21 protein-coding genes are annotated in these 24,306 nt (G+C 43.5%); 4 read left to right on the top strand and 17 right to left on the bottom strand.

Annotated elements, in window-relative coordinates:
* Positions 1 to 24 precede the first annotated feature (24 nt).
* From cysM to B9A91_RS16775, 6 genes are all read right to left on the bottom strand, one after another.
* Entirely contained in the window at positions 25 to 897 is an 873-nt protein-coding gene (cysM, locus tag B9A91_RS16800; RefSeq protein WP_084240168.1) for a cysteine synthase CysM, read from the bottom strand.
* Between the two features lie 3 nt (positions 898 to 900).
* On the bottom strand, positions 901 to 1,713 hold the full coding sequence (gene epsC / locus B9A91_RS16795; RefSeq protein ID WP_084240167.1) for a serine O-acetyltransferase EpsC: 813 nt from the start codon (positions 1,711 to 1,713) through the stop codon (positions 901 to 903).
* Positions 1,714 to 1,768: 55 nt separating this feature from the next.
* On the bottom strand, positions 1,769 to 3,223 hold the full coding sequence (locus B9A91_RS16790; protein ID WP_084240166.1) for an aminoacyl-histidine dipeptidase: 1,455 nt from the start codon (positions 3,221 to 3,223) through the stop codon (positions 1,769 to 1,771).
* A gap of 93 nt (positions 3,224 to 3,316) precedes the next feature.
* Entirely contained in the window at positions 3,317 to 4,660 is a 1,344-nt protein-coding gene (locus B9A91_RS16785; protein WP_084240165.1) for a deoxyguanosinetriphosphate triphosphohydrolase, read from the bottom strand.
* A 256-nt stretch (positions 4,661 to 4,916) separates the two neighbouring features.
* On the bottom strand, positions 4,917 to 5,519 hold the full coding sequence (locus tag B9A91_RS16780; protein WP_084240164.1) for a phosphatase PAP2 family protein: 603 nt from the start codon (positions 5,517 to 5,519) through the stop codon (positions 4,917 to 4,919).
* A gap of 84 nt (positions 5,520 to 5,603) precedes the next feature.
* Positions 5,604 to 6,614, bottom strand: coding sequence for an LLM class flavin-dependent oxidoreductase (locus B9A91_RS16775; protein ID WP_317043339.1), 1,011 nt, complete (start codon positions 6,612 to 6,614; stop codon positions 5,604 to 5,606).
* Between the two features lie 146 nt (positions 6,615 to 6,760).
* Between B9A91_RS16775 and B9A91_RS16770 the strand changes: the two genes are divergently transcribed.
* The 3 genes from B9A91_RS16770 (at position 6,761) to B9A91_RS16760 (ending at position 9,281) form a co-directional block, all read left to right on the top strand.
* Positions 6,761 to 7,804 (top strand): hypothetical protein, encoded by a 1,044-nt coding sequence (locus B9A91_RS16770; RefSeq protein ID WP_084240162.1) that lies wholly within the window; start codon positions 6,761 to 6,763, stop codon positions 7,802 to 7,804.
* A gap of 189 nt (positions 7,805 to 7,993) precedes the next feature.
* On the top strand, positions 7,994 to 8,353 hold the full coding sequence (locus B9A91_RS16765) for a hypothetical protein (protein ID WP_144008974.1): 360 nt from the start codon (positions 7,994 to 7,996) through the stop codon (positions 8,351 to 8,353).
* 175 nt (positions 8,354 to 8,528) lie between these two features.
* Complete coding sequence (locus tag B9A91_RS16760; protein WP_084240160.1) at positions 8,529 to 9,281, top strand: murein L,D-transpeptidase catalytic domain family protein; 753 nt, start codon at positions 8,529 to 8,531, stop codon at positions 9,279 to 9,281.
* 4 nt (positions 9,282 to 9,285) lie between these two features.
* Here B9A91_RS16760 and B9A91_RS16755 read toward each other — a convergent pair whose 3' ends face one another.
* The 7 genes from B9A91_RS16755 to B9A91_RS16725 form a co-directional block, all read right to left on the bottom strand.
* Positions 9,286 to 10,182 (bottom strand): NAD(P)/FAD-dependent oxidoreductase, encoded by an 897-nt coding sequence (locus B9A91_RS16755; protein WP_084240159.1) that lies wholly within the window; start codon positions 10,180 to 10,182, stop codon positions 9,286 to 9,288.
* 101 nt (positions 10,183 to 10,283) lie between these two features.
* A complete protein-coding gene (locus B9A91_RS16750) occupies positions 10,284 to 10,523 on the bottom strand; it encodes a hypothetical protein (protein WP_084240158.1) in 240 nt (79 codons plus the stop codon).
* Positions 10,524 to 10,612: 89 nt separating this feature from the next.
* On the bottom strand, positions 10,613 to 11,425 hold the full coding sequence (locus B9A91_RS16745) for a DUF4249 domain-containing protein (protein ID WP_084240157.1): 813 nt from the start codon (positions 11,423 to 11,425) through the stop codon (positions 10,613 to 10,615).
* A gap of 5 nt (positions 11,426 to 11,430) precedes the next feature.
* A complete protein-coding gene (locus B9A91_RS16740) occupies positions 11,431 to 13,755 on the bottom strand; it encodes a TonB-dependent receptor (protein ID WP_084240156.1) in 2,325 nt (774 codons plus the stop codon).
* 170 nt (positions 13,756 to 13,925) lie between these two features.
* Entirely contained in the window at positions 13,926 to 14,657 is a 732-nt protein-coding gene (locus B9A91_RS16735) for a hypothetical protein (protein WP_084240155.1), read from the bottom strand.
* A gap of 123 nt (positions 14,658 to 14,780) precedes the next feature.
* Positions 14,781 to 15,290, bottom strand: a complete 510-nt coding sequence (locus tag B9A91_RS16730) for a DinB family protein (protein ID WP_084240154.1) — start codon at positions 15,288 to 15,290, stop codon at positions 14,781 to 14,783.
* 71 nt (positions 15,291 to 15,361) lie between these two features.
* Positions 15,362 to 15,919: an NADPH-dependent FMN reductase gene (locus tag B9A91_RS16725; RefSeq protein ID WP_084240153.1), complete on the bottom strand. Its 558-nt coding sequence runs from the start codon at positions 15,917 to 15,919 to the stop codon at positions 15,362 to 15,364.
* Positions 15,920 to 16,033: 114 nt separating this feature from the next.
* Here B9A91_RS16725 and B9A91_RS16720 point away from each other — a divergent pair, with 114 nt between their 5' ends.
* A complete protein-coding gene (locus tag B9A91_RS16720) occupies positions 16,034 to 16,225 on the top strand; it encodes a cold-shock protein (RefSeq protein WP_084240152.1) in 192 nt (63 codons plus the stop codon).
* A 254-nt stretch (positions 16,226 to 16,479) separates the two neighbouring features.
* On the opposite strand, the gene B9A91_RS16715 is transcribed toward B9A91_RS16720, so the two are convergent.
* Genes B9A91_RS16715 through B9A91_RS16700 form a run of 4 tightly spaced genes read right to left on the bottom strand, consistent with a single transcriptional unit; the run spans position 16,480 to position 24,298 of the window.
* Complete coding sequence (locus tag B9A91_RS16715; RefSeq protein WP_084240151.1) at positions 16,480 to 18,516, bottom strand: BACON domain-containing protein; 2,037 nt, start codon at positions 18,514 to 18,516, stop codon at positions 16,480 to 16,482.
* 9 nt (positions 18,517 to 18,525) lie between these two features.
* The gene (locus B9A91_RS16710; protein WP_084240150.1) at positions 18,526 to 19,356 is read right to left on the bottom strand and encodes an endonuclease/exonuclease/phosphatase family protein; all 831 of its coding nucleotides are present in this window, start codon (positions 19,354 to 19,356) and stop codon (positions 18,526 to 18,528) included.
* 15 nt (positions 19,357 to 19,371) lie between these two features.
* Positions 19,372 to 20,877 (bottom strand): RagB/SusD family nutrient uptake outer membrane protein, encoded by a 1,506-nt coding sequence (locus B9A91_RS16705; RefSeq protein WP_084240149.1) that lies wholly within the window; start codon positions 20,875 to 20,877, stop codon positions 19,372 to 19,374.
* Between the two features lie 22 nt (positions 20,878 to 20,899).
* Positions 20,900 to 24,298, bottom strand: a complete 3,399-nt coding sequence (locus B9A91_RS16700; RefSeq protein ID WP_084240148.1) for a SusC/RagA family TonB-linked outer membrane protein — start codon at positions 24,296 to 24,298, stop codon at positions 20,900 to 20,902.
* Positions 24,299 to 24,306 lie beyond the last annotated feature (8 nt).

The raw sequence follows: 24,306 nt of genomic DNA, 5'->3' as shown, positions 1-24,306 counted from the left end.
ATAACCAAAAATAACGGATTACCCCTATCCAAACAAATCGCTGCTCAAATACCGGTCCCCACGGTCGCATGCAATAAATACAATCAGGCCTGATTTCAGTTCCATGGCTAACCTTAAAGCGCAAGCCAACGCACCGCCGCTGCTCATTCCTGCAAAAATCCCTTCTGCTTTGGCCATCGCCCTTGCTTTTTCTGTAGCCTCCTGCTGTGAAACGTCCATTACCCGGTCTACCCTGCTGGCATCAAAGATTTTAGGCAGGTAAGCAGCAGGCCATCGTCGAATTCCAGGGATAGAAGATTCTTCCGTAGGCTGACATCCAATAATCTGTATTTCTGGGTTTTGCTCCTTCAAAAACATGGAATTGCCCATAATACTTCCGGTAGTGCCCATAGAACTCACAAAATGAGTGATTTTATGCTCCGTATCGCGCCATATTTCTGGTCCTGTAGTTTTATAATGTGCAAGGTAATTGTCGGGATTGGCAAACTGGTCCAATAAAAAATATCCGTGTTTATCGCGCTGCTCTTCCGCATAATCCCGGCAAACCTCTATTGATTCCAAAAGCGTTACTTTAGCGCCATATGCTTCCATGGTAAGGGTCCGCTCTCTTGTAGAGCTTGCCGGCATCACTAATTCTATCTCAAGATCGTAAATACTGGCAATCATGGCCAGGGCTATCCCTGTATTTCCACTTGTGGCCTCAATTAAGCGGGTACCCTTTTTGATTTCCCCGCGCTCCATCGCACTGCGGATCATATTTAAGGCAGCCCTGTCCTTTACGCTCCCGCCTGGGTTGTTCCCTTCCAGTTTTGCAAAAATCCTGACCTCAGGATTTGGGTTTAATTTCATGATCTCTGCCAGTGGGGTATTGCCTACAAATTCTACTATGCCTGCCATTTTCTATTTAGGATCTTTTGTTTCTATAACTTTTATGGACGACTGGTGGTATACGGTTGACCCCGCAGGAACACTTTTAGTAAGCCATACGTTTCCCCCGATCACCGAACCTGTGCCAATATACGTTTCGCCACCAAGTATGGTAGCCCCCGAATAAATGATCACATGATCTTCAATCGTAGGATGGCGCTTAATGTCTGCCATATATTTCTCTACACTTAAAGCCCCCAGGGTTACCCCCTGGTAAAGTTTTACATGATTGCCTATCACTGTCGTTTCTCCAATAACAACACCGGTACCATGGTCTATATAAAAATACTCGCCAACCAATGCGCCTGGATGAATGTCAATACCGGTAATCGAATGTGCATACTCGGTAATGATCCTTGGAATGAGCGGTACATTGGCCTTTAACAACACGTGTGCAATCCGGTATATCGCAATCGCCAGAAAGCCCGGATAACACCTGATCACTTCAAACTCGCTTTTTGCTGCCGGATCTCCATTCAAAATCGCGGTAATATCCGTATTCATCTTCCTGTAAAGCTCCGGAAGTCCGTCAAAAAACTCAGCAACGATAGCCTCATTGTCAAAATTTTCACAAGCCTTGGTCGCATTCAGTATTTTAATGAGTTCTTTTTCCTGCCGTGCAAACCTGCGTTTAATCTCATTTACAGAATAATCGGGCGTGGTTAACCGTTCAGGATACAGCAGGTTCATCAGATTGATTACCCACTCAGCTATTTCCTGATTAGAGGGTACCGGCTCAATGCTGTTCTGCTTGTTAAAAATATGAAGATAAAGTTCCTCGTTCATTGCATCATGATTTAAGCGTTACCAGATAATACAAAGAAATGAAATTAATAATTAATTAACGAGCAGGGATTTCTTCAAGTACCTTTAAAAGATAATTCCAGAATTTATTTACAGATGAGATCTGTACACGTTCGTCCGGCGAGTGGGCACCATGAATGGTTGGCCCAAATGAAATCATATCCATACCAGGTAGATGTGCGCCTAAAATGCCACATTCCAAACCTGCATGACAGGCATTCACATTGGGCTCTGCATTAAAGCTCAGTTTGTACAGGCTCCGCATCAGCGCCAGTATTTTGGAATCCGAATTGGGTTTCCATCCCGGATAGTCACCACTGGTGCTTACACTGCAGCCCATATTTTCAAACCCTGAACCTACAGCAATCGCTACATCTTCTTTTGTGCTTTCCACACTGCTGCGCTGCAAAGATTTTGTAATGAACTCACCATCTTTAATGCTCACCTTCGCCAGGTTAGATGATGCTTCTACCAGGTTGGCAATATCCGGACTCATTCTGAATACCCCGTTCGGAACTGCATATAAAGCGTTTACGATTTTAAGGTAGTCCGATTTTTCCAAAACCCTTTCCGGCAATTCAGTCTCAGCTACACTGATGCTTAATGCCGGTTCTATAGATTGATATTCAGCTTGGATGACTTTAGAAAAATCTGCTGCAAAAGAAAGAAATGCTTCTTTTTGCCCTGCTGATACGGTAACTACAGCGGAAGATTCTCTGGGTATGGCATTTCTCAAACTACCACCTTCTAAACTACTGAGTTGCAATTCCAATACCTTATTCCCGTTGTACAAGAGACGGTTCATGAGCTTATTTGCATTTGCACGTCCTTTATGGATATCCATTCCTGAATGGCCGCCAAGCAAACCTTTTATAGTAATGCTGAATGCGGTACTGTCTTTGCCTACCGGTTGCTCCTGGTAGTTGTACTGCGTTGTGGTATCTACGCCACCTGCGCAGCCAATGGTCAGTTCATCATCCTCTTCCGTATCCAGGTTCAATAAAATTGTACCCGACAAGTTAGAAGGGTCCAGTTCCTTTGCTCCCGTCATGCCGGTTTCCTCGTCTATGGTAAATAGTGCTTCCAATTCCGGATGGGCAATATCAGTTGCCGCAAGTATAGCCATAATTGTGGCTACGCCAATTCCATTATCTGCGCCCAATGTTGTACCATCGGCTTTTACCCAGTCGCCGTCAACATACATGCTGATGCCTTGTGTATCAAAATCAAAATTGCTATCACCATTTTTCTGGTGTACCATATCCAGATGGGATTGTAAAATCACAGTCTGCCTGTCTTCCATCCCATTGGTAGCCGGTTTTTTGATTACCACGTTACCAATATGGTCTTTGATAGTCTCCAGTCCCAGCTGTTTACCATAAGCTACTATAAACTCAATAATGCGTTCTTCTTTTTTTGAAGCACGGGGTATGGCATTCAACGCTGCAAAATTACTCCATAATGCAGCAGGCTGTAAGTTTTCTACATTCATCAGTATACATTCAATTTAAAGCAAAGCTAAAATTTATATGAGTTTAAGAATTAATCTTTCCCAAACATGTTATTCATATGGCAAAATCTGTTGTTAGCTCATAGAAGGAAATGAGATTCCTTTAATCTTTCTAAACAATTCAACAGCGTAGATATCTGTCATACCAGATACAAAATCGAGAACGGTCTGAATTTTACTGTAGACATCTGTCTTTTCTGTAAGAAACTGCTTAGGAATCAGTTCTATCAGCTTTTTGTGGTATTTAGAACTGTTCTGCAGGTAGGCCGGAATAAATTCCTCCAGCAAACCGCCCATTACTTTATAACCCGCCACTTCAATCTGCACAACAGAATTGTAATTGTAGATTTTCTGAATTGAAACGCGTTCAATTTCTTTCATTACCGATAAAAACGGTTCAGCTATGGCATCCATCAGGCTTTTATTGAAATCGCCGTTCAATATCGTTTCCTGCTCGTGGTAAAACAGATCGGAACATAAACCAATCAGTGTGCTGATGGACTTTGCCCGCATTAAGGTAATTTTGGCATCGTCATCTTCTATCTCGGCCAAACGTGCGGGCATTCTTTCATCCCTGCATAAAGGCAGCATCAAGGCCTCTACCTCGTTATAGCTCAGTATTTTTAAGCGGTGTGCATCTTCCAGATCAATAATATTATAGCAGATGTCATCCGCTGCCTCCACCAGATAAGCCAATGGATGCCGCTTATAAATTGACGGTGATTCCTGTACTTTGTGCAAACCCATTTCGGCGGCAATCTTTTCAAAGCCCTGTTGCTCGGACTGGAAAAACCCATATTTTTTGGTATAGATGTGCTTTTTGTTATGCCCTGCTACAGATGAACAAGGATATTTTGCAATTGCAGCCAGGGTAGCATAGGTTAAGGCGAAGCCACCTGTGCCCTTACCTGCAAAGGGATGGGTAAGTATCCGGAGCGCATTTGCATTTCCTTCAAAATGGATCAGGTCTTCCCATTGGGCATCAGTTACATGAGACTGGTAGATTTTACCCTCACCAGTGGTAAAATAATGTGAGATGGCAGATTCACCGGAATGCCCGAATGCAGGATTTCCAAGATCATGTGCCAGGCATGCCGAAGCAATGATATTTCCTATCTCACACAATAGTGGGCAGGAATCGTCTATTCCAGGGTCTGTGTCCTTTACCTTATTGTAAAATATGGTGCCCAAAGACCGGCCTACACTGGCCACTTCGAGGCTATGCGTTAACCTGTTGTGCACAAATACGCTGCCTGGCAGGGGAAAAACCTGTGTTTTGTTCTGCAGTCTCCTGAACGGTGAAGAAAAGATAATCCTGTCGTAATCGCGTTGAAATTCAGACCTCGCCTCTTTCTGGTTGCCCATAAACCTGTCTTCATTTCCCCAGCGTTTGGATGATAATAACTTTTCCCAGATCATATAATAAATCTTCTGATTCGTTTGTTAAAATAAACGCGAATGTAAGTATTTATAGCTTAAAGGCAGAGAAGCCCGGGGTTTTTACCATGAAATTTATATACCCTTTGTTTCCTGCGTGGCTGAGTTTTGAATAAACTCAACATTACCCGGGTTTTACCAAAGCATTAGAAGAGCTTGTTAAGGCAAATGGCCCCTGTAAAGTTCCTTTAATATAAAGCGCAGATCGGACGGTCCCAAAGGCTGCTTTACCATTCTGTTAATCAGGACGCATGGAGCGCAGAGAAAAAGCTGTTCCAGTTCCCAGCAAGGCACCAGCTGCCACATCTGTTGGATAGTGTACCCCTAGGTACAAACGGGAGAAACTAACAGAACCTGCCCATAAATAAGAAGGGACAACAACATACCACTTTGGATAAGCCTGTGAAAGCGCTGTAGCTGTAGTAAAGGAAGTAGAAGTGTGCCCGGAAGGAAATGAGTAATGGCTTGGCTGATAAACTGCCTGAATTTTAAAATTGGCCAGAAAAGGTCTCGGTCTTTTTACTACTTTCTTGATCAGCATGGTAACCAGGGCATTCACAGCCGAACTGCTGGCTACATATAAAGCATTCTGGCGCATCTTTTTGTCGTCTGCAATTATACCGCCGGCAAGGAGGCCAAGCGGAACCCCTACGTTTACCACGTCATTGTGCTTTGACAAGAACATGAAGAAACCGGTCTTTGCCGGGGTCCGGCTTCCAGCAAGATCAATCAGGATCTGATCGTCCAGCCGTTGCAACCCTGATTGTGCTGATACCTGTCCGAACGGGAGTAACAGTGAAAAATGCAAGACAAAAAAATATTTATAGTAAATGCGCTTCATGAGTAGCAAATTATCTGAGCTTCTTCTGCTAATCAAGATAAACAAATTATATGCAGAAACAGAACAAAAATAAAAACCTGCAGTTTAATCTGTTTTAAAAACTTCAGCGAGTATTTCGTAAGAACGCAGACGGGCACTGTGTTCAAAGATATGGGCCGTTGCCATAAGCTCATCTACGCCGGTTTTATCCAGAAATTGCTGCAGCTCTTGTTTAATGGTTGCTTTACTGCCTACAAAGGTACAAGCCAGCATCTGGCTTGCCTGTTCCTCTTCATATACATCCCAGATCTCGTTCATATTGTCAACCGGTGGCTGCAGCAAACGGCGTCGGCCGGTTACAATCCCCATAAACAATTGATAAAGAGAGGTTACGAGTCTGTTAGCTTCTGCATCCGTATCAGCTGCCACAACATTTACACAGGCCAATACATAAGGTTCTTTCAGGTGGTCAGAAGGTTTAAAATTCTGTCTGTAAATATGAATGGCAGTCATGAATTGTGCAGGGGCAAAATGACTTGCGAAAGCGTACGGAAGTCCTAAGGCAGCGGCCAGGTGTGCACTGTCGGTGCTGGAACCCAATATCCAGATGGGAATATCCAATCCTTCACCCGGTATGGCCCTTACGCTACTGTTATTGTTCTCTGCAGAAAAATAGGCCTGCAGCTTCAGCACATCCTGCGGAAAGTTATTGGCAGCACTAAACCTTTCCCCCCTGATGGCCATTGCTGTAACCTGGTCTGTGCCGGGTGCCCTCCCTAAACCCAAGTCTATACGTCCGGGAAATAAAGATTCAAGGGTTCCGAATTGTTCTGCAATAATGAGTGGGGAATGGTTGGGCAGCATGATCCCGCCAGAACCTATCCTCATGGTTTTTGTGGCTGCTGCAATATGTCCAATAACTACAGCTGTTGCTGAACTGGCCACGCTGATCATATTGTGGTGTTCGGCAAGCCAATAGCGGTTATAACCCCATTTTTCGGCATGCTGAGCAAGATCGGCGCTATTTTTAAAAGTATCTGCAGGGGTCTTCCCTTCTATAACGGTTGCAAGATCGAGTACTGAAAACGGTGTGTTATGGAGTAGTTTCTTCATCATATTTACAAAGACGCAAAACTACGGCATGGGCCGATAAATTTTTCTAACCGGGATACGATATGACTTTAAATCTACACCCTTATGAAATTCAAATGAAACTAGGCATTTACCATTTTATATGGTAAATTGAACTGAAATTAGTAACAATGGAACAGCACGATGTAAGGATATCTAAAAAGAAGCCTATTTTTCCAGTATCGCCAGCCTTGCAAAAATACCTTAAAAGCTACCAGCGTGAATCGAGATTGCCCATTAGTTACAATGATTTGCTGATGTTTACCGAGGCCTACCCCATTATGGATAAATATGGCAAAGATTCGCTTTGGGAAGGACCGATTTATGCGGCAGACCGGCTGGAGGAACTGCAAAACGGGTTAAAAATTATTTATGCCAACCTGAAAGCATCGGGTAACCTACGTATAGTACAGCATAAATATATTGATAAAATAGAATACTGCACATTTGGCAATACCCATCCATTCCGGATCAGGATTGTAAACAGGCTGAATGATGTTTATGATTATTTCTATATTAAAAAGGCCGATGCATCGAGAATTTACGGCCTGGAGCTGGAAGAGATCCTATCCCCTAACCAGGTCAATTACCTGGTTGACCGGGAAACGCTGGTTGAAGAGCACATTGCAGGGATTCCCGGCGATGTATTTGCAAAAAACTATCTGCATAACCCCGAATACAATCCAACCCGGATAGCCAAGGAATTTGTGAAGTTTAACGAGCGCTGCCTGGTGATGCTGCTTGGCGACATGAGGGCTTATAATTTTGTGATGCAGATTACCCCTGATTTTGACGATATCCAGTTCAGAATAAGGGCTATAGACTTTGATCAGCAGTTCTATGAAGGGAACATCAAGGTGTACCTTCCGCAGTTCTTTAAGGAAAATTTTCCTTATGTAAAGCTAGGCATGGAACAACTGACCGATAAGACCTATCTGCAATACCAGCAGGAAGAGAAATCTGCCATTTTACACAGGGTAAGAAGTGAAAGACATCGGTTAACTGACTTGCGTGATGTATCTAATGCCGAGACGCTTACCACAACTAAAAACATTGAACAGCTGAAGACAGGAATGGCCGAATATTTTTCTGATCGCCAGTATCTTGACTGCCGCAACATGACCGATATCATTGAACTGAACATCAAAAACATTATCAGGCAGGTAAAACTTTAAGGACAAAAAAGCGGAGACAGGTCTGAATAGACTTTGCCCCCGCAAATTAACGCTCTCGGGGTAAAATTAAAAAAATATTATAAATATCCTGCATTTTTTTATCATAAATTTTTTGAGCATAAATCAAAAAAAGATGAAGTTTGTAAAAAATTTTACGACAAATTATTACTTTGCAATAAAAAGAAAGATATGGCCTTAAAAGCAACAATAGATAAAATCCTGAAAGATAAAAATAGATCTTTAAGCTGGCTTGCACATGGTATAGGGAAGACATTTGATGGACTGAGACTAGGCCTGCTCAATGAATCTGTTAAATATAAAGACATCCTTCTGATCGCTGAAAAGCTTGAAATATCGCCCTGTGTACTTTTTAATGAGGGCAAAGGTGCTCAGCAAAACTACCAGGACAATATACTTGCAGAGCCTGTAGCAGAGTATGGCGACCTGAAGGCCAATCTGAGGACCTGCAAGGAACTGATCAGTACTTTAAAAGACCAGGTGAAAGACAAAGAGCGGATTATAAACCTGATGCAGGAAGATAAGCGTTAACGGTCTGTTTTAAAATATTCATTACGACTGGCAATACTAATACTCCCGTAACCACGTTAAGTCGTATTAGCGTAACCACTTAAAAATGAGTATTATTATAAAATATATTTTTATTTTTGTAGAAGTTTAAACAAATAAGGATAAATAAAACAGAAAAGAGAGCAAAACAATAACTATGAGGGGAAGTTTTTTTGGAGGGGCGGGATCAGTTATCCTTATGCTTGCATTTATTACCATCAGCTGGAAACCGATCGACAGAAAGGTTGTAAAAAACAATATCGTTACAGACAGCAATACCATTCATTATACAAGTGCCAGGACGCTTTATGAGACAGCAGAGCTTGCAGCAAGCGGTTTATCATTTGTTGTTTTCGAAAAAGCACTCACCGGGTACTTCAATCTGAAGAATACCGGCAGGCTCTCTGAAAACAAGTCTATTTTGAGCATCGCTGATTTTGATAAGAACAGCACCAGTAAACGCTTATGGATTGTTGATCTGGAACAAAAAAAGTTAGTTTTAAATACATGGGTCGCCCACGGGGAGCGCAGCGGAGCCGACAAGGCTACTTTCTTTTCCAATACCAGCGAATCCCTGAAAAGCAGTATGGGCTTTTTTATAACGGGAGAAAGTTACTATGGTAAACATGGACTTTCGTTAAGGCTGGATGGAATGGATGAAGGTTTTAACTCCAATGCCAGAAAAAGGTCCATTGTACTTCACGGAGCAGATTATGTAAGCCAGGCAACTATAAATGCACTGGGACGTTTGGGGCGCAGCCAGGGTTGCCCGGCAGTGCCTCAGGAACTGGCTGGCACTGTAGTCCGCACGCTTGAAGAAGGGACGGTATTGTTTATCCATGTAAGCGACCAGAATTATACTTCAAGGTACCTGGTTCAGGATGCTGATCCGGTACTTGCCAGTAAATAAAGCATTACCACACCTTTTCGGCCACAAGTTCGTGGTTAACTGCAGCGCCGGCTTTACTGCCTGCTGCTACTGCAGCTGCGACCGATCTGAAGGGTGTTACATTATCCCCTGCTGCAAATACACCGGCAACACTTGTCTTTTGCAAATCATTCACTTGTATGAAGCCCATATCGGTAAAATTGCATCCCAACGTTTCTGGTATGCTGCAATGCTGTTCAAAAGGAAGCCTGGCGTACAAGGCATCCAGCATAAAAGTACCGTCTTTAAATACCAGTTTGCCGATGTTGCCATTGTTGTGCAGTATCTGTTCTATCTTCCTTTCGTCTATCTTAACGTCCATTTTACCAAGCCGCTGCTGGTTTTCCTTGCTGATTAAGGCTATTCCGTCAGTAAAAACTGTGAGTTTATCGGTCAGGTTCCTGATCATTCCGGCAAAGTCAGCTACCATATCGCTGTTTATCAAAATACCGGTTTGCTGCGTTTTATACTCGTACCCATGGCAATACGGACAATGGATCACCGATATGCCCCAGCAATCTGAAAAGCCGGGAATGCCTGGCATTATATCTTTTATTCCTGTAGCAAAGATCAGTTTGCCAGCATAAAACTGTTCGCCTGCAGCAGTTGAGACCTCAAAATTACCATCTGTTCCCTTTACGCCAATGGCCCTGCCTTCCTGAATAGCTACAGTTGGATATTTCAATACCTGTTCCCTGCCCAAGGCAGCAATAGCAGCCGGAGTACTTCCATCCTGGGTTAAAAAATTATGCGAATGGGGTGTTTGTTGGTTACAGGGTTTATCTTCGTCTATTACCAGTACTTTTCTGATCGTCCTGCCCAATGACATGGCAGCAGATAAACCAGCATAGCTTCCCCCAATAATGATCACATCGTATTTCATATTTCCAGGTATTAATCAATTTTCAGTAAATTATTTAATACATCAAAAGTATGAAGATGCAACTATATTGCATTGTTTTCGATTGCTGTTTTTTTGTCAATTTATACCGATGCCTCAAACTGATCTTCGTCGATCAAATACAGGCTGGTACCTTTTTCAAATTTAAACACCTGTTTCTGTGTCATCCGGTAAATAATCACAGTATATATTTCATCGCTTTCTTCTATTTCAAGTACCTCGCCAAGGTTCAGTAATTTATCGCCCGGCTTAAGTGCTGAAATGGGTTTGATCTGAATTAGCTCCGGGTTAAATTTTAAATGTGGCATAGAGTCGTCAATCATACTATTGTTATTGAATCTTTAATAAAAAAGACCACAAATATATCAAATAGAAATTGTGAAACACGACTGACGACTCTTTTTTAGGCAACTTACTTCACTACCATTTGTTTTTTATTGACGGTATGGGCGCTAAAATAACCAAGTGCACCATTACTGACATTGGAAGGCGGATTTCCGGGTATTGTACCTCCCCCAGGGCCATTTTGGCTTTGCTGACTAAGGGTAAACCAATAATTAAAGACATTTTTATCGATACATTGCATCTCAATATCCACTTTGTCTCCGCTCCTAAGCTCGTCATCGTCATCATTGTTTCCATTGAAAAACAAAACTGTGGGAACTGCGTTACCGTTGGTAAAGCGGTCGTTTTCGGCGTACACTTGTTTGGATTGTACACCGTTTACCTTCATGACAAACCTATACTGGTTTGCTACGCCTGCCGGATCGGTATAATGTACCTGCGCCTGCTTGATATCCTCGCCTCCAAAATTAAAGACTTTCACGTCCAAAGAATCTATGTTTACCGAATCTGGCATAGTAGATATAGCCTTATAAACCGTATTGTTTACATTTACGGTAAGCGTATAGGTATGACCTGGTTCTCCCTTTAAAGGGCCAAAGGTATAATTTCCCGGACTGCTTTCTGTAAATGCCCATGAATGCCCCTGGTTATCGGTTACATTTACCGTTGCACCGGTAACTGCCGGAAAAGTATTGTTGTTGGTATAAGGTACCGATTGGCTGAGTTTCACCAATTGCTGACCGTTCTGATTTGTGATGGTTCCCTCTATAACCATTTGGGTTGCAGAAGTATTTAATTTCACGTCGATTACTTTTTCGCATGAAGTGATGCAAAATGCCAGGGCAATAAGCAGGCTAAGCAGTTTAATATGTTTTAGCATGTCTCTTAAAATTTAAAGTTATAGGTGATGGAAGGGATAATACCAAAGAGGCTGGTTTGTACAGCTTCTGTGCGTGTCGGGTCATTTTCTTTGTCCCGGAATTGAATAGCATAGGGGTTTTTACGGTTCAGGGCGTTGTAAACACTGAATGTCCAGCTAGACTGGAAGCGCTTTGTTTCTTTAGCCTTCAGGGTAGCACCAATGTCCAGACGGGAAGTGTGTGGCATGCGATTGGCATTCCTTTCTGTATAATAATAGGTGTTCAGACCACCGATATTATATTTTCCTGCCGGATAAGTAACAGCGTTCCCTGTGCTGTAGATATAGTTGGCAGATACCGACCATCTCCGGCCAAGGTTATACATACCAACCAGGGCCAGGTCGTGCGTACGGTCTTGCCGGGCGTTAAAATACTTCCCGTTATTGATCTGGTCGAACTGGCGCTCCGTTTTGGATAGGGTATAGCTGATCCATCCGGTAAATTTCCCCTTTGTTTTTTTTCCATAGAGTTCCAGACCATAGGCTCTGCCCTTTCCATAAAGCAATTCCACCTCTACATCTGCATTTGCGGTAAGCTCTGCCCCATCCTTATAGTCGATCTGGTTCTGCATCCATTTGTAATAGATCTCAGCAGAGAATTCAAATCCGTTATCCTCTGTATTTCGAAAATACCCCAGGGCTGCCTGATCTGCAATTTCCGGTTTAATGTTATTGCTGCTCATCACGTACTGATCTGTTGGTGAAGCGGTACCTGAATTGCTCAGGATATGTATGTTCTGCGTATTGCGGTTATACGATGCTTTGATTGAATTTTTATTGTTCAGGCTATAACTTGCGGAGAAGCGTGGCTCCAAGTTAAAATAGTTTTTCACAAACTCACCTTTTTTATAGCTGGCTGAGGAAGTAACTTCACCGGAGGTGTTATAGGTAGGCATTGTTCCGGGGCCAAGCAGCGAAAACTGGCTTAACCGCAGTCCGTACAATAAATTTAAACGGTCGGTAACCGTCCATTCGTCGGATATATAGGCAGAAAACTCCAGGCCATAACGGTTTTCTATAGAGAGCGGGTTAAAGCTGGAATTGGCCGATACCCTGATATCTGAGGGCGCAATCCTGTGGTGCGTGGCATGTAAGCCAAATCTTAAGATGTGATTGTCGGCATAGTATTGCAGGTCTTCCTTAAAATTGTAATCCCTGATCAGCGAATTTACTTTCGCATTGCTGTTCTCATCGAGAAGTTCGATGGCATAGCTGTATTTGTTATAGATAAATGACGTGTTGGAGAATAACCTGCTGTTGAAGACATGGTTAAAGCGTACAGTTGCCGTAGTATTGCCCCAATCGTTGGCAAACAGGTCTTTTATTCCAATGTTGTCCTGTCCGAAATAACCGGAAAGGAACAGGGTGTTCTTATCGTCAAACTTATAGTTTATTTTGGCGTTGATGTCGTAGAAGTTTAGTGTATTATTTTTAAGGGCTGAATCGCCTGAAGCTTTCAGTAACAGATCGATATAAGTACGCCTGGCACTTACCATAAATGAACTTTTATTTTTAACAATAGGTCCTTCGGCCTTTATTCTTGATGCGATGAGGCCCAGTCCGCCCTCTACCTTAAACTCTTTATCGTTACCATCCTGCATCTTCACATCCAGTACAGAAGACAAACGTCCGCCGTATTGAGCGGGCATTCCTCCCTTATATAAACTAACGTCCTTTATAGCATCGGCATTAAAGGTAGAAAAGAAGCCCAGCAGGTGTGAAGAATTGTAAACCGTTGCTTCGTCGAGCAAGATCAGGTTTTGATCTGAGGCACCTCCACGCACAAAAAAACCGGTATTTCCCTCTCCACCGGCTTTAACACCTGGCAATAGCTGTACGGTTTTTAACACATCCTTTTCGCCAAGCAATACCGGCACATTGTCGAGCGTTTTCATGTCTATTTTAGAGAGGCCCATCTGCGGGCTTTTTACATTTTCATTCTTCTTGTCACCGGCGCTGATTACCACCTCCTGCAAATCAGCAGCGGCGCTGAGCTCTATGTTGACTTTGAGTACTTTATTTAATGTAATCTTTTGAGTAAAACTGCGGTAGCCACTGTAGCTCACCAGCAGGTCGTATGTATCTTCGGCAGCAGTGAGCGAATAGAACCCGTAGGCATTAGTGGCAATACCAGCTTTATGAGTAGTAGACTGCAGTTTAACGGTTGCCCCGATCAATGTTTCTCCAGATGAAGCATCACGTACGGTACCGCTTATCGTAAAGCGTTGCTGTGCCAGCAAAGCAAACGGTGCGGCCACAACGAATAATAAAAAAATAAGGATTCTTTTCATGTATGTATGAGGTGTTTTAAACGGCCCAAAATTAGCTGTTCAAACCCAGTGTACATAAAAAAAAGTGTGAAGTGTTTAAATAGAATTTGAATTGTCGGAAAAGGGCCTTCAACTGTAATTTGACAGGGAATCCGTGCCTTTATAAAAGAGGCACGGATTGAATTTTAAGTTTAGCGGTTATAGGCCTCGATCGCATCTTCCAGATGCCTGTTTGCTTTTGCAGACACTGCATACCCGCCAAATGCCAGGCCTGCCCCGGCCCCTATCAGGGCAAAACCTGCTGTATAGCCCCTTTCTGTAGCCGCCATACTGCTTTTTTCGGTACCCACTAAAAAGGAAACAATGCCGGCTGCAATAGCTGCGCCCGCCGCTACATACATCAATTTGCCCGTACTCATGCTTCTTCTGTAACCCGCCAGCAGGTCCATGCTTTCGGGATGATCGGCCATATCCAGCTTCAGGTTATGGTAATTTACTTTCTGCAGATCGCTAAAACCCTTATTGTAATACATCCTGATATCAACGGGTTGCCTGCTGCTGTAATGCTGATGGTGCGGGTGATGGTAATCGTTGTACAAGCCGGGCTCGTAACTGGTTTGCTGATACAGATTGATCCGGCCTTCAATAACACGTTCAGAAAACGCCGTTATCCCGGCAAAGTTCAATCGCCTTGTATTGGCAAAAAAACCATTCCTATTGCTGAAAAATTTTACCTGCTGAGGTGGAATACGCCTGGAATCCACCCTCAGCTGCCAGGAACCGAAGGCATCGGGCCGTAAGGTGATATTTCTGGCATGAATGACAGAATCTGAATAGAGGTAAATAAAATTTTTGGATTCGCCGGATTGTGCGCGGGCGCTCAGGCCATAGCAAGCGATGGCGATGATGATTAGTTTTTTCATATCGGTTTCTATTTGTGTGTACCCAATATTACACAAATAGCATCCCAAAAATTGCTTTGTAAGCAACAAAATACAATCATAAAAAAGGGGCTATGCGCCCCTCTTTATATAGGTTTCAGAAATTTAGTCCCTGTTGTAAAAAGCTGGTGGTTCAATACCCAGGCTACGCAGATATACCGTACCTTGTGCGCGGTGATGGATTTCATTGTCAATAAAATAAAGAATAAGGTCGAAGACAATACCTTCATACATACCAAAAGCTCTTTCAGTTTGTTGAAACCGCTCCGCCGAAATTGTAGGCAGGTAGCTGGCAATGGCGTCCGTACTTTCATCAAACAGATTCAGCAGTGCAGCCTTTGATGTGATTCCTTTCGTTGAATGTTCGTCGAAGCCAGAACTGTTGCTCCAGTCTGAAGTGGCAATCCCCTGGACCCCTGGACCCGACACATCAATCAGTTCTTTAACCATGGTAGCGAATGGGCGCATTCCACCAATGCTGTGATCAAACAATTTATCATCAGGAAAAGCTTCAATTACACGTCTTGTAAGCCTTCTGTGGCCAAGCCAGTGACTTAATAGATCCTGGGCAGAGATAAACAATGTGTTTTCGGTAGTGATTTCTGTTGTTGTCATAATCTGTTTCTTTTTGTTTTATGAAACAAAGAAAACAGGGGCGACTGACAACCCTATGGCAGGGTGTTTTTTTATTCCATTCTTTTTTTCGCCTCCACGCACCAAAGCAATTCATTGATAAATATGGTTGCCCTTTTATGGGTTCCGGCTTCGTCGGCAGGCGCGCCATTTTCGTCAAACGCTTCCTGCACTTTTGGTACCGGAAACATTGCCGGAACTGTCCAGGCCCCAATTTTCCATAAGGAGAATTGCAGTGAGGTAATGACCTGGGTACCTCCAAAAGGTCCGGCAGAATTGGTAGCAATGGCAACCGGTTTCTTTCTCCATTCGTCGTAAAGCAGGTCAACCACATTCTTTAAACTACTGGGGTAGCCGCCATTGTATTCAGGCGTTACAATCAGTACACCATCCGCATGCTTCACTTTTGATGCAAATTCCAGCATCAGCAAAGTAGGATTTTCAAAAAAACGTAGCCTTTCCTCGAATATGGGGAAATCGTAGTTTTTCAGGTCCAGGATCTCTACCGAGGCCAGCGCATTTGAACTTATAAAATTTTGAAAAAATAATGCGGTTCTGTGGCTGTTTCTGCCCTTTCTAACGCTGGAAGATATGATGACAATGTGTGGCATAAAAAATCTGTTTAGTTATTTAAAGATAAACCTAATAAATGTGCTAATAATTTGCTAGATTTATTTTATGGTTAATACCTTAATTCATCCATAATCAAAACTTAATTAAAAACAATGCCACAAGGAACAGTAAAATTTTTCAATGACTCAAAAGGATTTGGCTTTATCGTACCCGATAACGGAGAGCCCGAAATCTTTGTACACGTAAGCGGACTTATTGACCAGATCAAAGAGAAGGACCAGGTAACTTATGAAGTAGAAAACGGTAAAAAAGGCCTTAACGCAACTAAGGTTAAGTTACTGTAATTTAAACAGTCGGTACCGACTTGAGCCAAAGCATCTCTTACAGGGATGCTTTTGTATTTTATAGGATATGCCCCGCCGAAAGGCTTAATTGGAAATAAAATGTGGGTTAATGCGTCAGAAAAAAGGGGTAAAAAGAAAGCGGGAATAAAAACCACGAATGGCTATCCCCGCTTAAATTAACGCTCTCGATGTAAAGGTACAACAAAATATTTTTGTTCCAAATAAATTAGAATTTTTTTTTGTAAAAGCCCTGATTACTTGTTGTACTTTATAGATATATGCCCCAAACGGGTTATGCCGGCAGCCGCAAGCGTTCCTCCTGTAGGGCTTGTTGCTGTACCTACAAGTTTATTTTTAACCCGAATCCGGATGTATAAATTGGTAAGGCCCAGTGCTGCCGTCGGGAACTGAAAATTCAAGACTTTGAGTCCGGGCACCTGGGTGAGGAGGGTATTGGAAAAATTCACCACATCTTCAAAGGTAAACTCCCCTACCTGGTTCCACGTGCCCGTTTCTGCACCGGTAGCAGACCATTCCACGATAAAATTCCTTGCACCGCCAATATCGCTGTTGCCTTCAATCTGCAACGATATAGGTTTAGTAATACCAGCAGTTGAAACCGTGATGTTCCAGGAACTGCCCCGGCCTTTGGCATCGCTCCACCAGTTTTTACTGATCCAGGCCCCGTTCGTAATCGCACCTTTTACGGTTGTAGGTTCCTGTATCAACCCATTAAAATCTGTGGCGCCAGAAATGCCGTTTGCGCTAAAATCCAGTGAGCCCTTTTCGCTTTGTTTTAAAGTACCACTGCCAGTATCTGGCGTCATCGGGTTCTTTGCTTCTGTAGCGCCTGTAACATCTTCAGATTTAAACCTGCTCCATTCCACCAAAACATTTGAGAAACCATCTTCACGGTTTTCTCTTAAGGCAATGTCTTCTCTTTTGAGATGCCTGATGGCATATTTACCGATATCATTACCATATCTGGCCAGCTTTTCATGGACCAAAACACCGGTAATATCGCCCGATCCTTGTGGAACACGTTTGCCGTCCCTGCGGTAAGGCACATCGATATTGGTGAGCATGTACATACTGCTTCCATTAATGTCCCTGATGTTTGTCGGGTATACATCTGTTCTTAAATTGTAGCCTTCATTGATGTTGAAGAAGCTGCCGGAAGGTACACTTATCTCTACTTCTTTCAATTTTACATAAGTATAAAGATCATTGTCAGTCAGGTCTTTCATGTACACTTCCCGGGGCTGCAGGGAACTGCCGGCAACTTTTGAAATGATGTTTACCGACTGCACCTGCTCTAAAACTGTTCTGGAAGGATTGATTTCCTTTCTTAACGTAGTGCCCTTCAGCCAGAGTTTTACCACTTCCCCATTTCCGTAAATGTTATCTCCGCCGGTCTTTGTCCGGATCATCAGGCCCGACTTTCCGTCCATGCTCTGTATATAGGCGGTGATGGCATTTTCGGTCTTATCTACTTCATGTTTGTTGGTAGCTTTATTTGCATTGAGCGCAATATTCGGATTGCCTTTGTCGCTGACCACAACGCCCTCGATATAAATATCTTCCGTTACCTCACCGGTGGCCAGCATAGCTTTTACGTAGGCAAAATCTTTAAGCACCGCCCGATCGTAATTTCCCTTCGGGTTTTGGGTAACCAGGATGGAGTCTTTTACCGTAGTACCCAGCGCATCTTTATACGATAGCCGGATGAGGGCTTCCCGGGCTTCAGCCTGAGTGTTCTGCCCCAGGCTAAAATTCAGGTCTTTGCCGTTAATGGTTAAACCAGTGATCCAGTTTGTGCCGCCGGAAGCATAGACCTCTTCATGCTTCATGACATCAAATGGCACATTTGTGCTTATGGCGGTTTTCATCAGGCCACCTGCCGCAATCCCATTGGCGTTGGCATCGGTAATATTGATGGCGGCAACAATACCTCTTTGCTGCAAACTGATGGTGTCTGTTTTGTTACCGGCGCTGATCAGAATGTTGACAGACCTGGGCAGGTTTCCGGCATTGCTTTCCACTGTGGCCAAAAATTCCCCTTTTCCGGTCCCCCCTTCTTTATCCAGTTTAATCCAGGATGCATTGCCTTCTGTCTGCACTTTCCAGCTGTCATCAGCGTATACGAGCACACGGGTACTTGCAGCACTATCTGCCAGACGGATAATTTTATTGTTGATAGCCAGGTCGGTACCAAACCTGACCAGCTCATCCTTTTTACAGCTGCTTATCCCGGTAAGCAGCAATAGCGCATAAAACAAAATTCTTTTCATGACTCAATTTTATCTTTTAAGTTCCATTATAACCGGCACATGATCTGAATGCGTAGCGGTAAAGTCATCCTTGATGAACTGGGATTTTGTTACGAATGGCATGAGGTCTTTGCTTACATAGATATAGTCTATCCTATTGGCTTTGGGCTCATTTCCCTTTGCCTTTTCTTTTGCTGTGTCGTGCAGGCCGAATTCAAGTATCCGCTTCTGCACTTCAAAATCAAGGTATTTACCCTCTACCAGGTTTTCGTGAAAGCTGTATTTCTTTGCCGCCTCTTTCAAGCGTTCGGTATATTTCCCATCTGCATAATTGTCTTTATCCAATGGCGACAATGAATTGAAATCGCCCATAACTACCCATTTGTCTTGCTGCCGGGCAGCAGCAATTGTAGCCAGGATCACATCAATTTCTTCTCTTCTTTTCCAGTATTTATGCGGCGATAAGTGCAAAACGATGATGTTCAGGTCTTTGATTTTAGCCTGGATAAAACCATGATGCATGTTGTCTGTTACCTTTTCTACATTCACTATCGGGTATTTGGAGGTAAGGGCCACTGGATATCCCTGCTCACGAAGCAGCACAGCATAAGGATGCCCATAACTGCGTGCAAGTTCTTCCAGCGATTTTTGCGTAAATTTATTGCATTCCTGCAGGGCAAGGATATCCGGGTTTTCAGACTTTAGCCATTTCACAAAATCCTGTTTTCCTTTAGTGGTATCTGTTTTCATCCCTTCCAGGATATTGTAGCTGATGATCCTGGTTTTATTTTGTGCCTGTCCTGAGAGATGGCAGATGGCTAGCAGCAGGATCAGGGCGCTGTATTTAGTTAATGTTTTCATTCTATTTTGATTTAATTACTGACCGGTATAAGCGGGGTTTGAAAGGTGTCCTGATGAGCGCATCACTTCGCTGTCTGAAATTGGGTAATACTCATGATAGCGTCTGATGTTGTTGTTAATTTCCACGTATTCTGTGGCGGAAGTTGCTTTTACAGCATCATAAAAAATGCCCCAGCGTACCAGGTCCCATTTGCGGGTATATTCTCCCATAAGTTCCCTTGCCCTCTCCTTTTTTAGCTCTTCAAAGAATTCATCTTTGCCAGGGTAACTGGTCATTTTAAAATCAGCAGATGCCCTGCCCTTCACCTCATTGATGCTGTTTAATGCCAGCTGGGTATCCCCGGTTTCGTTGGCACACTCGGCCATCAGCAATAATGCATCTGCATACCTGAACACTTTCTGATTGTTGCCGTCAGCTGCATTGTCCATTCCCGGGCACCAGAATTTGGCGCCCATCCATGGTTTCCCGGTTCCGTTTGCGCTTTGAGGCCGGGTAAACCACTTGTCTTCATAGGTATAGGCCAGAATGATGTTACGGCGCGGATCGTCCAGTTCATATAAAGAAACGAAATAGGCAGAGGGCGTAATTGATGCATACGGGTTGGCTTTGGCACCAAGTTCGGGGATGGAAACTCCATCGTAAATATCTGTCGAAGCCTTTTTGGTGGGCGTGAAAAAACAGGCAACATTGGTCGTTTTTTTAAGCCCGGAGGCAGACCAGGTGAACTGTACCTCAAATATGGATTCGGGGGTGTTTTTATTTCTGAAATAGGTATCGGTAAGTGGATACTGGTTCAACAGGCCGTATACCTTTTGAATTTCCTTCAGGGCGCTCAATGCTACCGTGTAATCCTTATTCCACATCGCCATTTTTGCAATGAGCAGATATGCCATTGGGCCGGATACTCTATTGTCCGGCACATCGGATGTTCTTTTTGATGGCAGGCTGGCTGCATACTGTTGCAATTCGGCAATTAAGGTCTTCCTGATCTCTGTAGCGCTGGTTCTGCCCAAAGCTGTAACTTTTTCCAGGACCTCCAGGGTAGCGACATCTTCTGTATAAAAAGGAACGTCGCCAAATGTGCTGGTCAGGATATAATAATACATTGCCCTTAAGGTTGCACCTTCTGCCAGAAGCAATTTTTTTCGGTCTTGGTTAACCGGCGACCTTTCAATTCCAGAAATTGTGGAATTACAGAACATTACCCCTTTGTAAGCCTGCGTCCATACGGCCTGCCCCATTCCGGGGTTGGCCGGTGAGATTTCGAATTTGGCATCCAGCTGCGCAGAATTCAGGTAGGCGAGGTCTGTAGTGGCTTCATTGGCAATAATTAATCCAGAATTATAGATGCTGGTAAAGGGAACGTAACACCCATTCAGGGCTGCTATGCATTGATTTTCATTGTTAAAGAACTGCTTGGGTGATACAAAGCTGCCCGGCTCTTCCAGAAGAGCATCCTTACATGAGCCTAAGAAGACCAGCAGTGCAAGCACGATTAAGGTATATTTTTTCTTCATCATTTTATACTTTAAATGTTGTGTATTAGAATTTTAATTCAGCGCTAAAAGTCAGGGTACGGCTATTTGGATAGGCACCATTATCCATCCTTCTGATGGTGGAGCCTTCACTTTCGGTAGAAACTTCAGGGTCGTAGCCATTGTAGTATTTCCACAGATAGATATTGTTGCCGTTTGCGGTAAGCGTAAGCGACTTTAGCAGGTTATTGGTAGGCCGCGCAAGGTTAAAGGTATACCCTATCGAAGCATTTTTTAACCTCAGGAAACTGGCGCTATGTACAAAACGGTCGTTAGGAATATCGTCTTTAGAATCTGCTCTTGGATAATCTGAATTAGGGTTACGCACCGGGTGCCAGGCATTTACCATATACCTGAACTGATTTGAGAGGTAAGTACCCGTACCCATAAAGAGCTCAACAGGATTATAGATTTTTCCACCGATTGAATAGTTCAGGAAAAACCCAACATTAAAACCATATATATTAAAATTGTTCTGGATTCCCCCATAAAGTTTTGGATCTGCATTTCCCAGGTAAACCAGGTCGCTATTGTCCAGTATTCCATCGTTGTTTTGGTCTATATAACGCTGGCGGCCAGGTTGATAAAAATTGACAGCCGAGGATGCGTATTTTTTATCAGTAAGGTTTTGGGTTATTTCTGCCTGCGATTTCCATACACCCGCATACTGCATTCCCCATAGTGCATTTAGAGGTTTACCTTTTACATATCCGTACATCATATATTGGGCACCAAAGCCATTATTATAGGCCGATATTTTATCCAGCCCCCCAATATCTTCAACCATCTGTTTGTTGTGTGCAAATGTTATCGTTGTAGACCAGCTAAAATTTTTACGGGTAATGTTTTTAGCATCTATGGCCAATTCGAGTCCCTTGTTGGACGTTTTGCCGATATTGGTTAGCCTGCTGGTGTAGCCTACATGCGTAGGCAATTGCACGGTAAGCAACAGATCGGTAGTGTTGCTGGTATAAGCGTCGAGGGTGAAGGCCAGGCGGTTCTTTAAAATGGCGACATCCAGGCCTGCATTATAGGAAGTTGTCTTCTCCCAGGTCAGGCCCTCATTGGTGATGCGTGTTGGGTAATAGGCCACTGGTGTAACTCCGCCGAATATATACCCATTGGCATTTGAGGACATGCGCGCCAGAGATTGATATTTGGAAATGGCATCGTTACCGGAAACCCCTCCGCTCAGCCGGAGCGCCAGCTCACTGAAACCTTTTAAAGGTTTCATAAAATCTTCTTTGAGCACATTCCATTTTATAGCAGCTGATGGAAAATAACCCCATTTATGATCTGTAGCAAAGTTTGAAGCTGCATCTGCCCTGGCCGTAAGGGTTAGGTAATATTTACCATTGTAATTGTAGTTTACCCTGGCCAGATTGGAAATCTTGTTCTGGCGCTCCAGGCTCGACCCCGCATTCAGGGTTTCTTTGGTTGGCGCTGCTGCCAGATCATTCGTTTCAATGTCATCTATAAAATAACCATCGCCGCTGGCATACAGATCGGTTGTCCAGAAGGTCTGAAATGTAATGCCATATACGGCGTCCAGGTTGTGGCGTTTATTCCATACCTTTTTGTAACTGATTGTGTTTTCATTCAGGATGTTGTTGTCCTTAAACCCTCTTTTGTAACCATAAGCTCCGGTATTCTTGCTCATCCTTGTGGGCAATGTAGATGGATAAAAGGTATCATCGAACCTGTTGTAATCGTAAAATGATACCGAACTTTTTAATTTAAGCGATTTCAGGGGGCTTACCTCCACATAAAGCATAGCTGACAGTGTTTTCTTCACCTGATCTTTCTTTTGCAGCAGGGAATTGGCAAGCGGGGAATCGAATAAAGTTCCGGTATACCATTGCGTATTGAAATCGTTTAAAGTACCATCGGGCTTATAGGCAGCGATGGTTGGTGCCAGAAACACGGTTGAGCGGTACCAGAGTGTGCTCGTTCCCACATCTACTTTGTTTACATCCTGGTTGATGTAGGAGTAGTTTAGCCTCAGGCCCGACTTAACGAATTTATTAAAAGTTTTATCCAGATTAAGACGGGACTGTATGCGTTTCATACCACTGCTCAGAATGATCCCCTCGGTATCGTTATAATTGGCAGAGAAGTAGTAATTGGTAGATTTATCGCCTCCGGCCATTGAGAAAGTATGGTTCTGATAAGGTGCAGTCCTTGTAATTTCTTTGGTCCAATTGGTACCCTCGCCCAGAGCAGCCGGGTTTTTATAAGGGTATTCTTCGAGGGGTTTGCTTTGATTTGCGGTACTGCTGAAGTAAAAGCGATCGTTTTGCAATTCAGCAAATTCCCTGGCATTCATCAGGTCGAGAAATCGGGGCAAAACAGACTGCCCCAGATCTGAACGGAAGGTGAAATTGGTTTTTCCATCAGTACCACCGGTTTTGGTGGTGATTAAAATTACACCATTGCTTCCTCTCGATCCATAGATAGCTGTAGATGAAGCATCTTTAAGCACTTGGATAGATTCGATGTCACCAGGGTTCAGATCGTTCAGACTGCTCACCGCGTCCAATACACCATCAACAACATACAGCGGTTCGTTTGTAGCCGATATGGAACGTGTACCCCTGATGCGTATGGAGGTTCCGGCGCCGGGTTCACCGCTTGTGCTTACAATCTCTGCTCCTGCTATGCGCCCCTGCAGCATCTGATCTACCCTTACTACAGGTACATTTTCTATATCCTTCATCTTCAATACAGTAACGGCCCCGGTAAGGTCACTTTTTTTAACTGTTCCATAGCCAATTACCACTACCTCATCAAGGTTGCCGGCCTGTGCAATCATGACTACATTTAGCGTGGTGGTTACCGACTCCTGAACCTGGACATTGGTAAAACGTTGTGTTTTAAAGGAAATATAGCTGACTTCGACCGTATATCGTCCGGGTGCCGCTGTTATCGAATAATTGCCTGCCGAATCGGTGGTAAAGCTACGGTTCAGTTCCGGCACCCTGATCCCCACTCCTGGAAGGCTTTCACCCTTATCGTCAGTCACTTTTCCACTGATTTTTCCCGGTTTCTGCTTTTTAAAAAAGCGGATGCTGGAGCCACCCTCGGCTTTAAAAGCGATGTTTGTTCCGGCAAACAGTTTCTCCAGTATGTCAGCCAGGCGTGTTTGTTTAAATGCCAGGGGGGCTACATTGAACTTCTCCAGGCTCAGGACTGCATTGTCAAATGCAAATTCTATTTTCCCTGCTTTTTCCAGCTTTTTGACTGCCTGATACAGGTTTCCTTTGTCTATTGAAATGTTTAATCGCTGTTCAAGAACCTGCGCCCGGCCGTTGACTGCAAACAGCAGTTGTGAGGCCGAAAACACAAGTGCAAATATTAATAATGTAATACGCATTGCCTTCTGCATTTGCAGTAAGTTTTGTTTCATATGTGTAA

Source organism: Pedobacter africanus (assembly GCF_900176535.1).
Taxonomy (GTDB): Bacteria; Bacteroidota; Bacteroidia; order Sphingobacteriales; family Sphingobacteriaceae; genus Pedobacter; species Pedobacter africanus.
The sequence above is the reverse complement of the archived record's forward strand: the minus strand, read 5'-3'. Positions and strand labels throughout refer to the sequence as shown.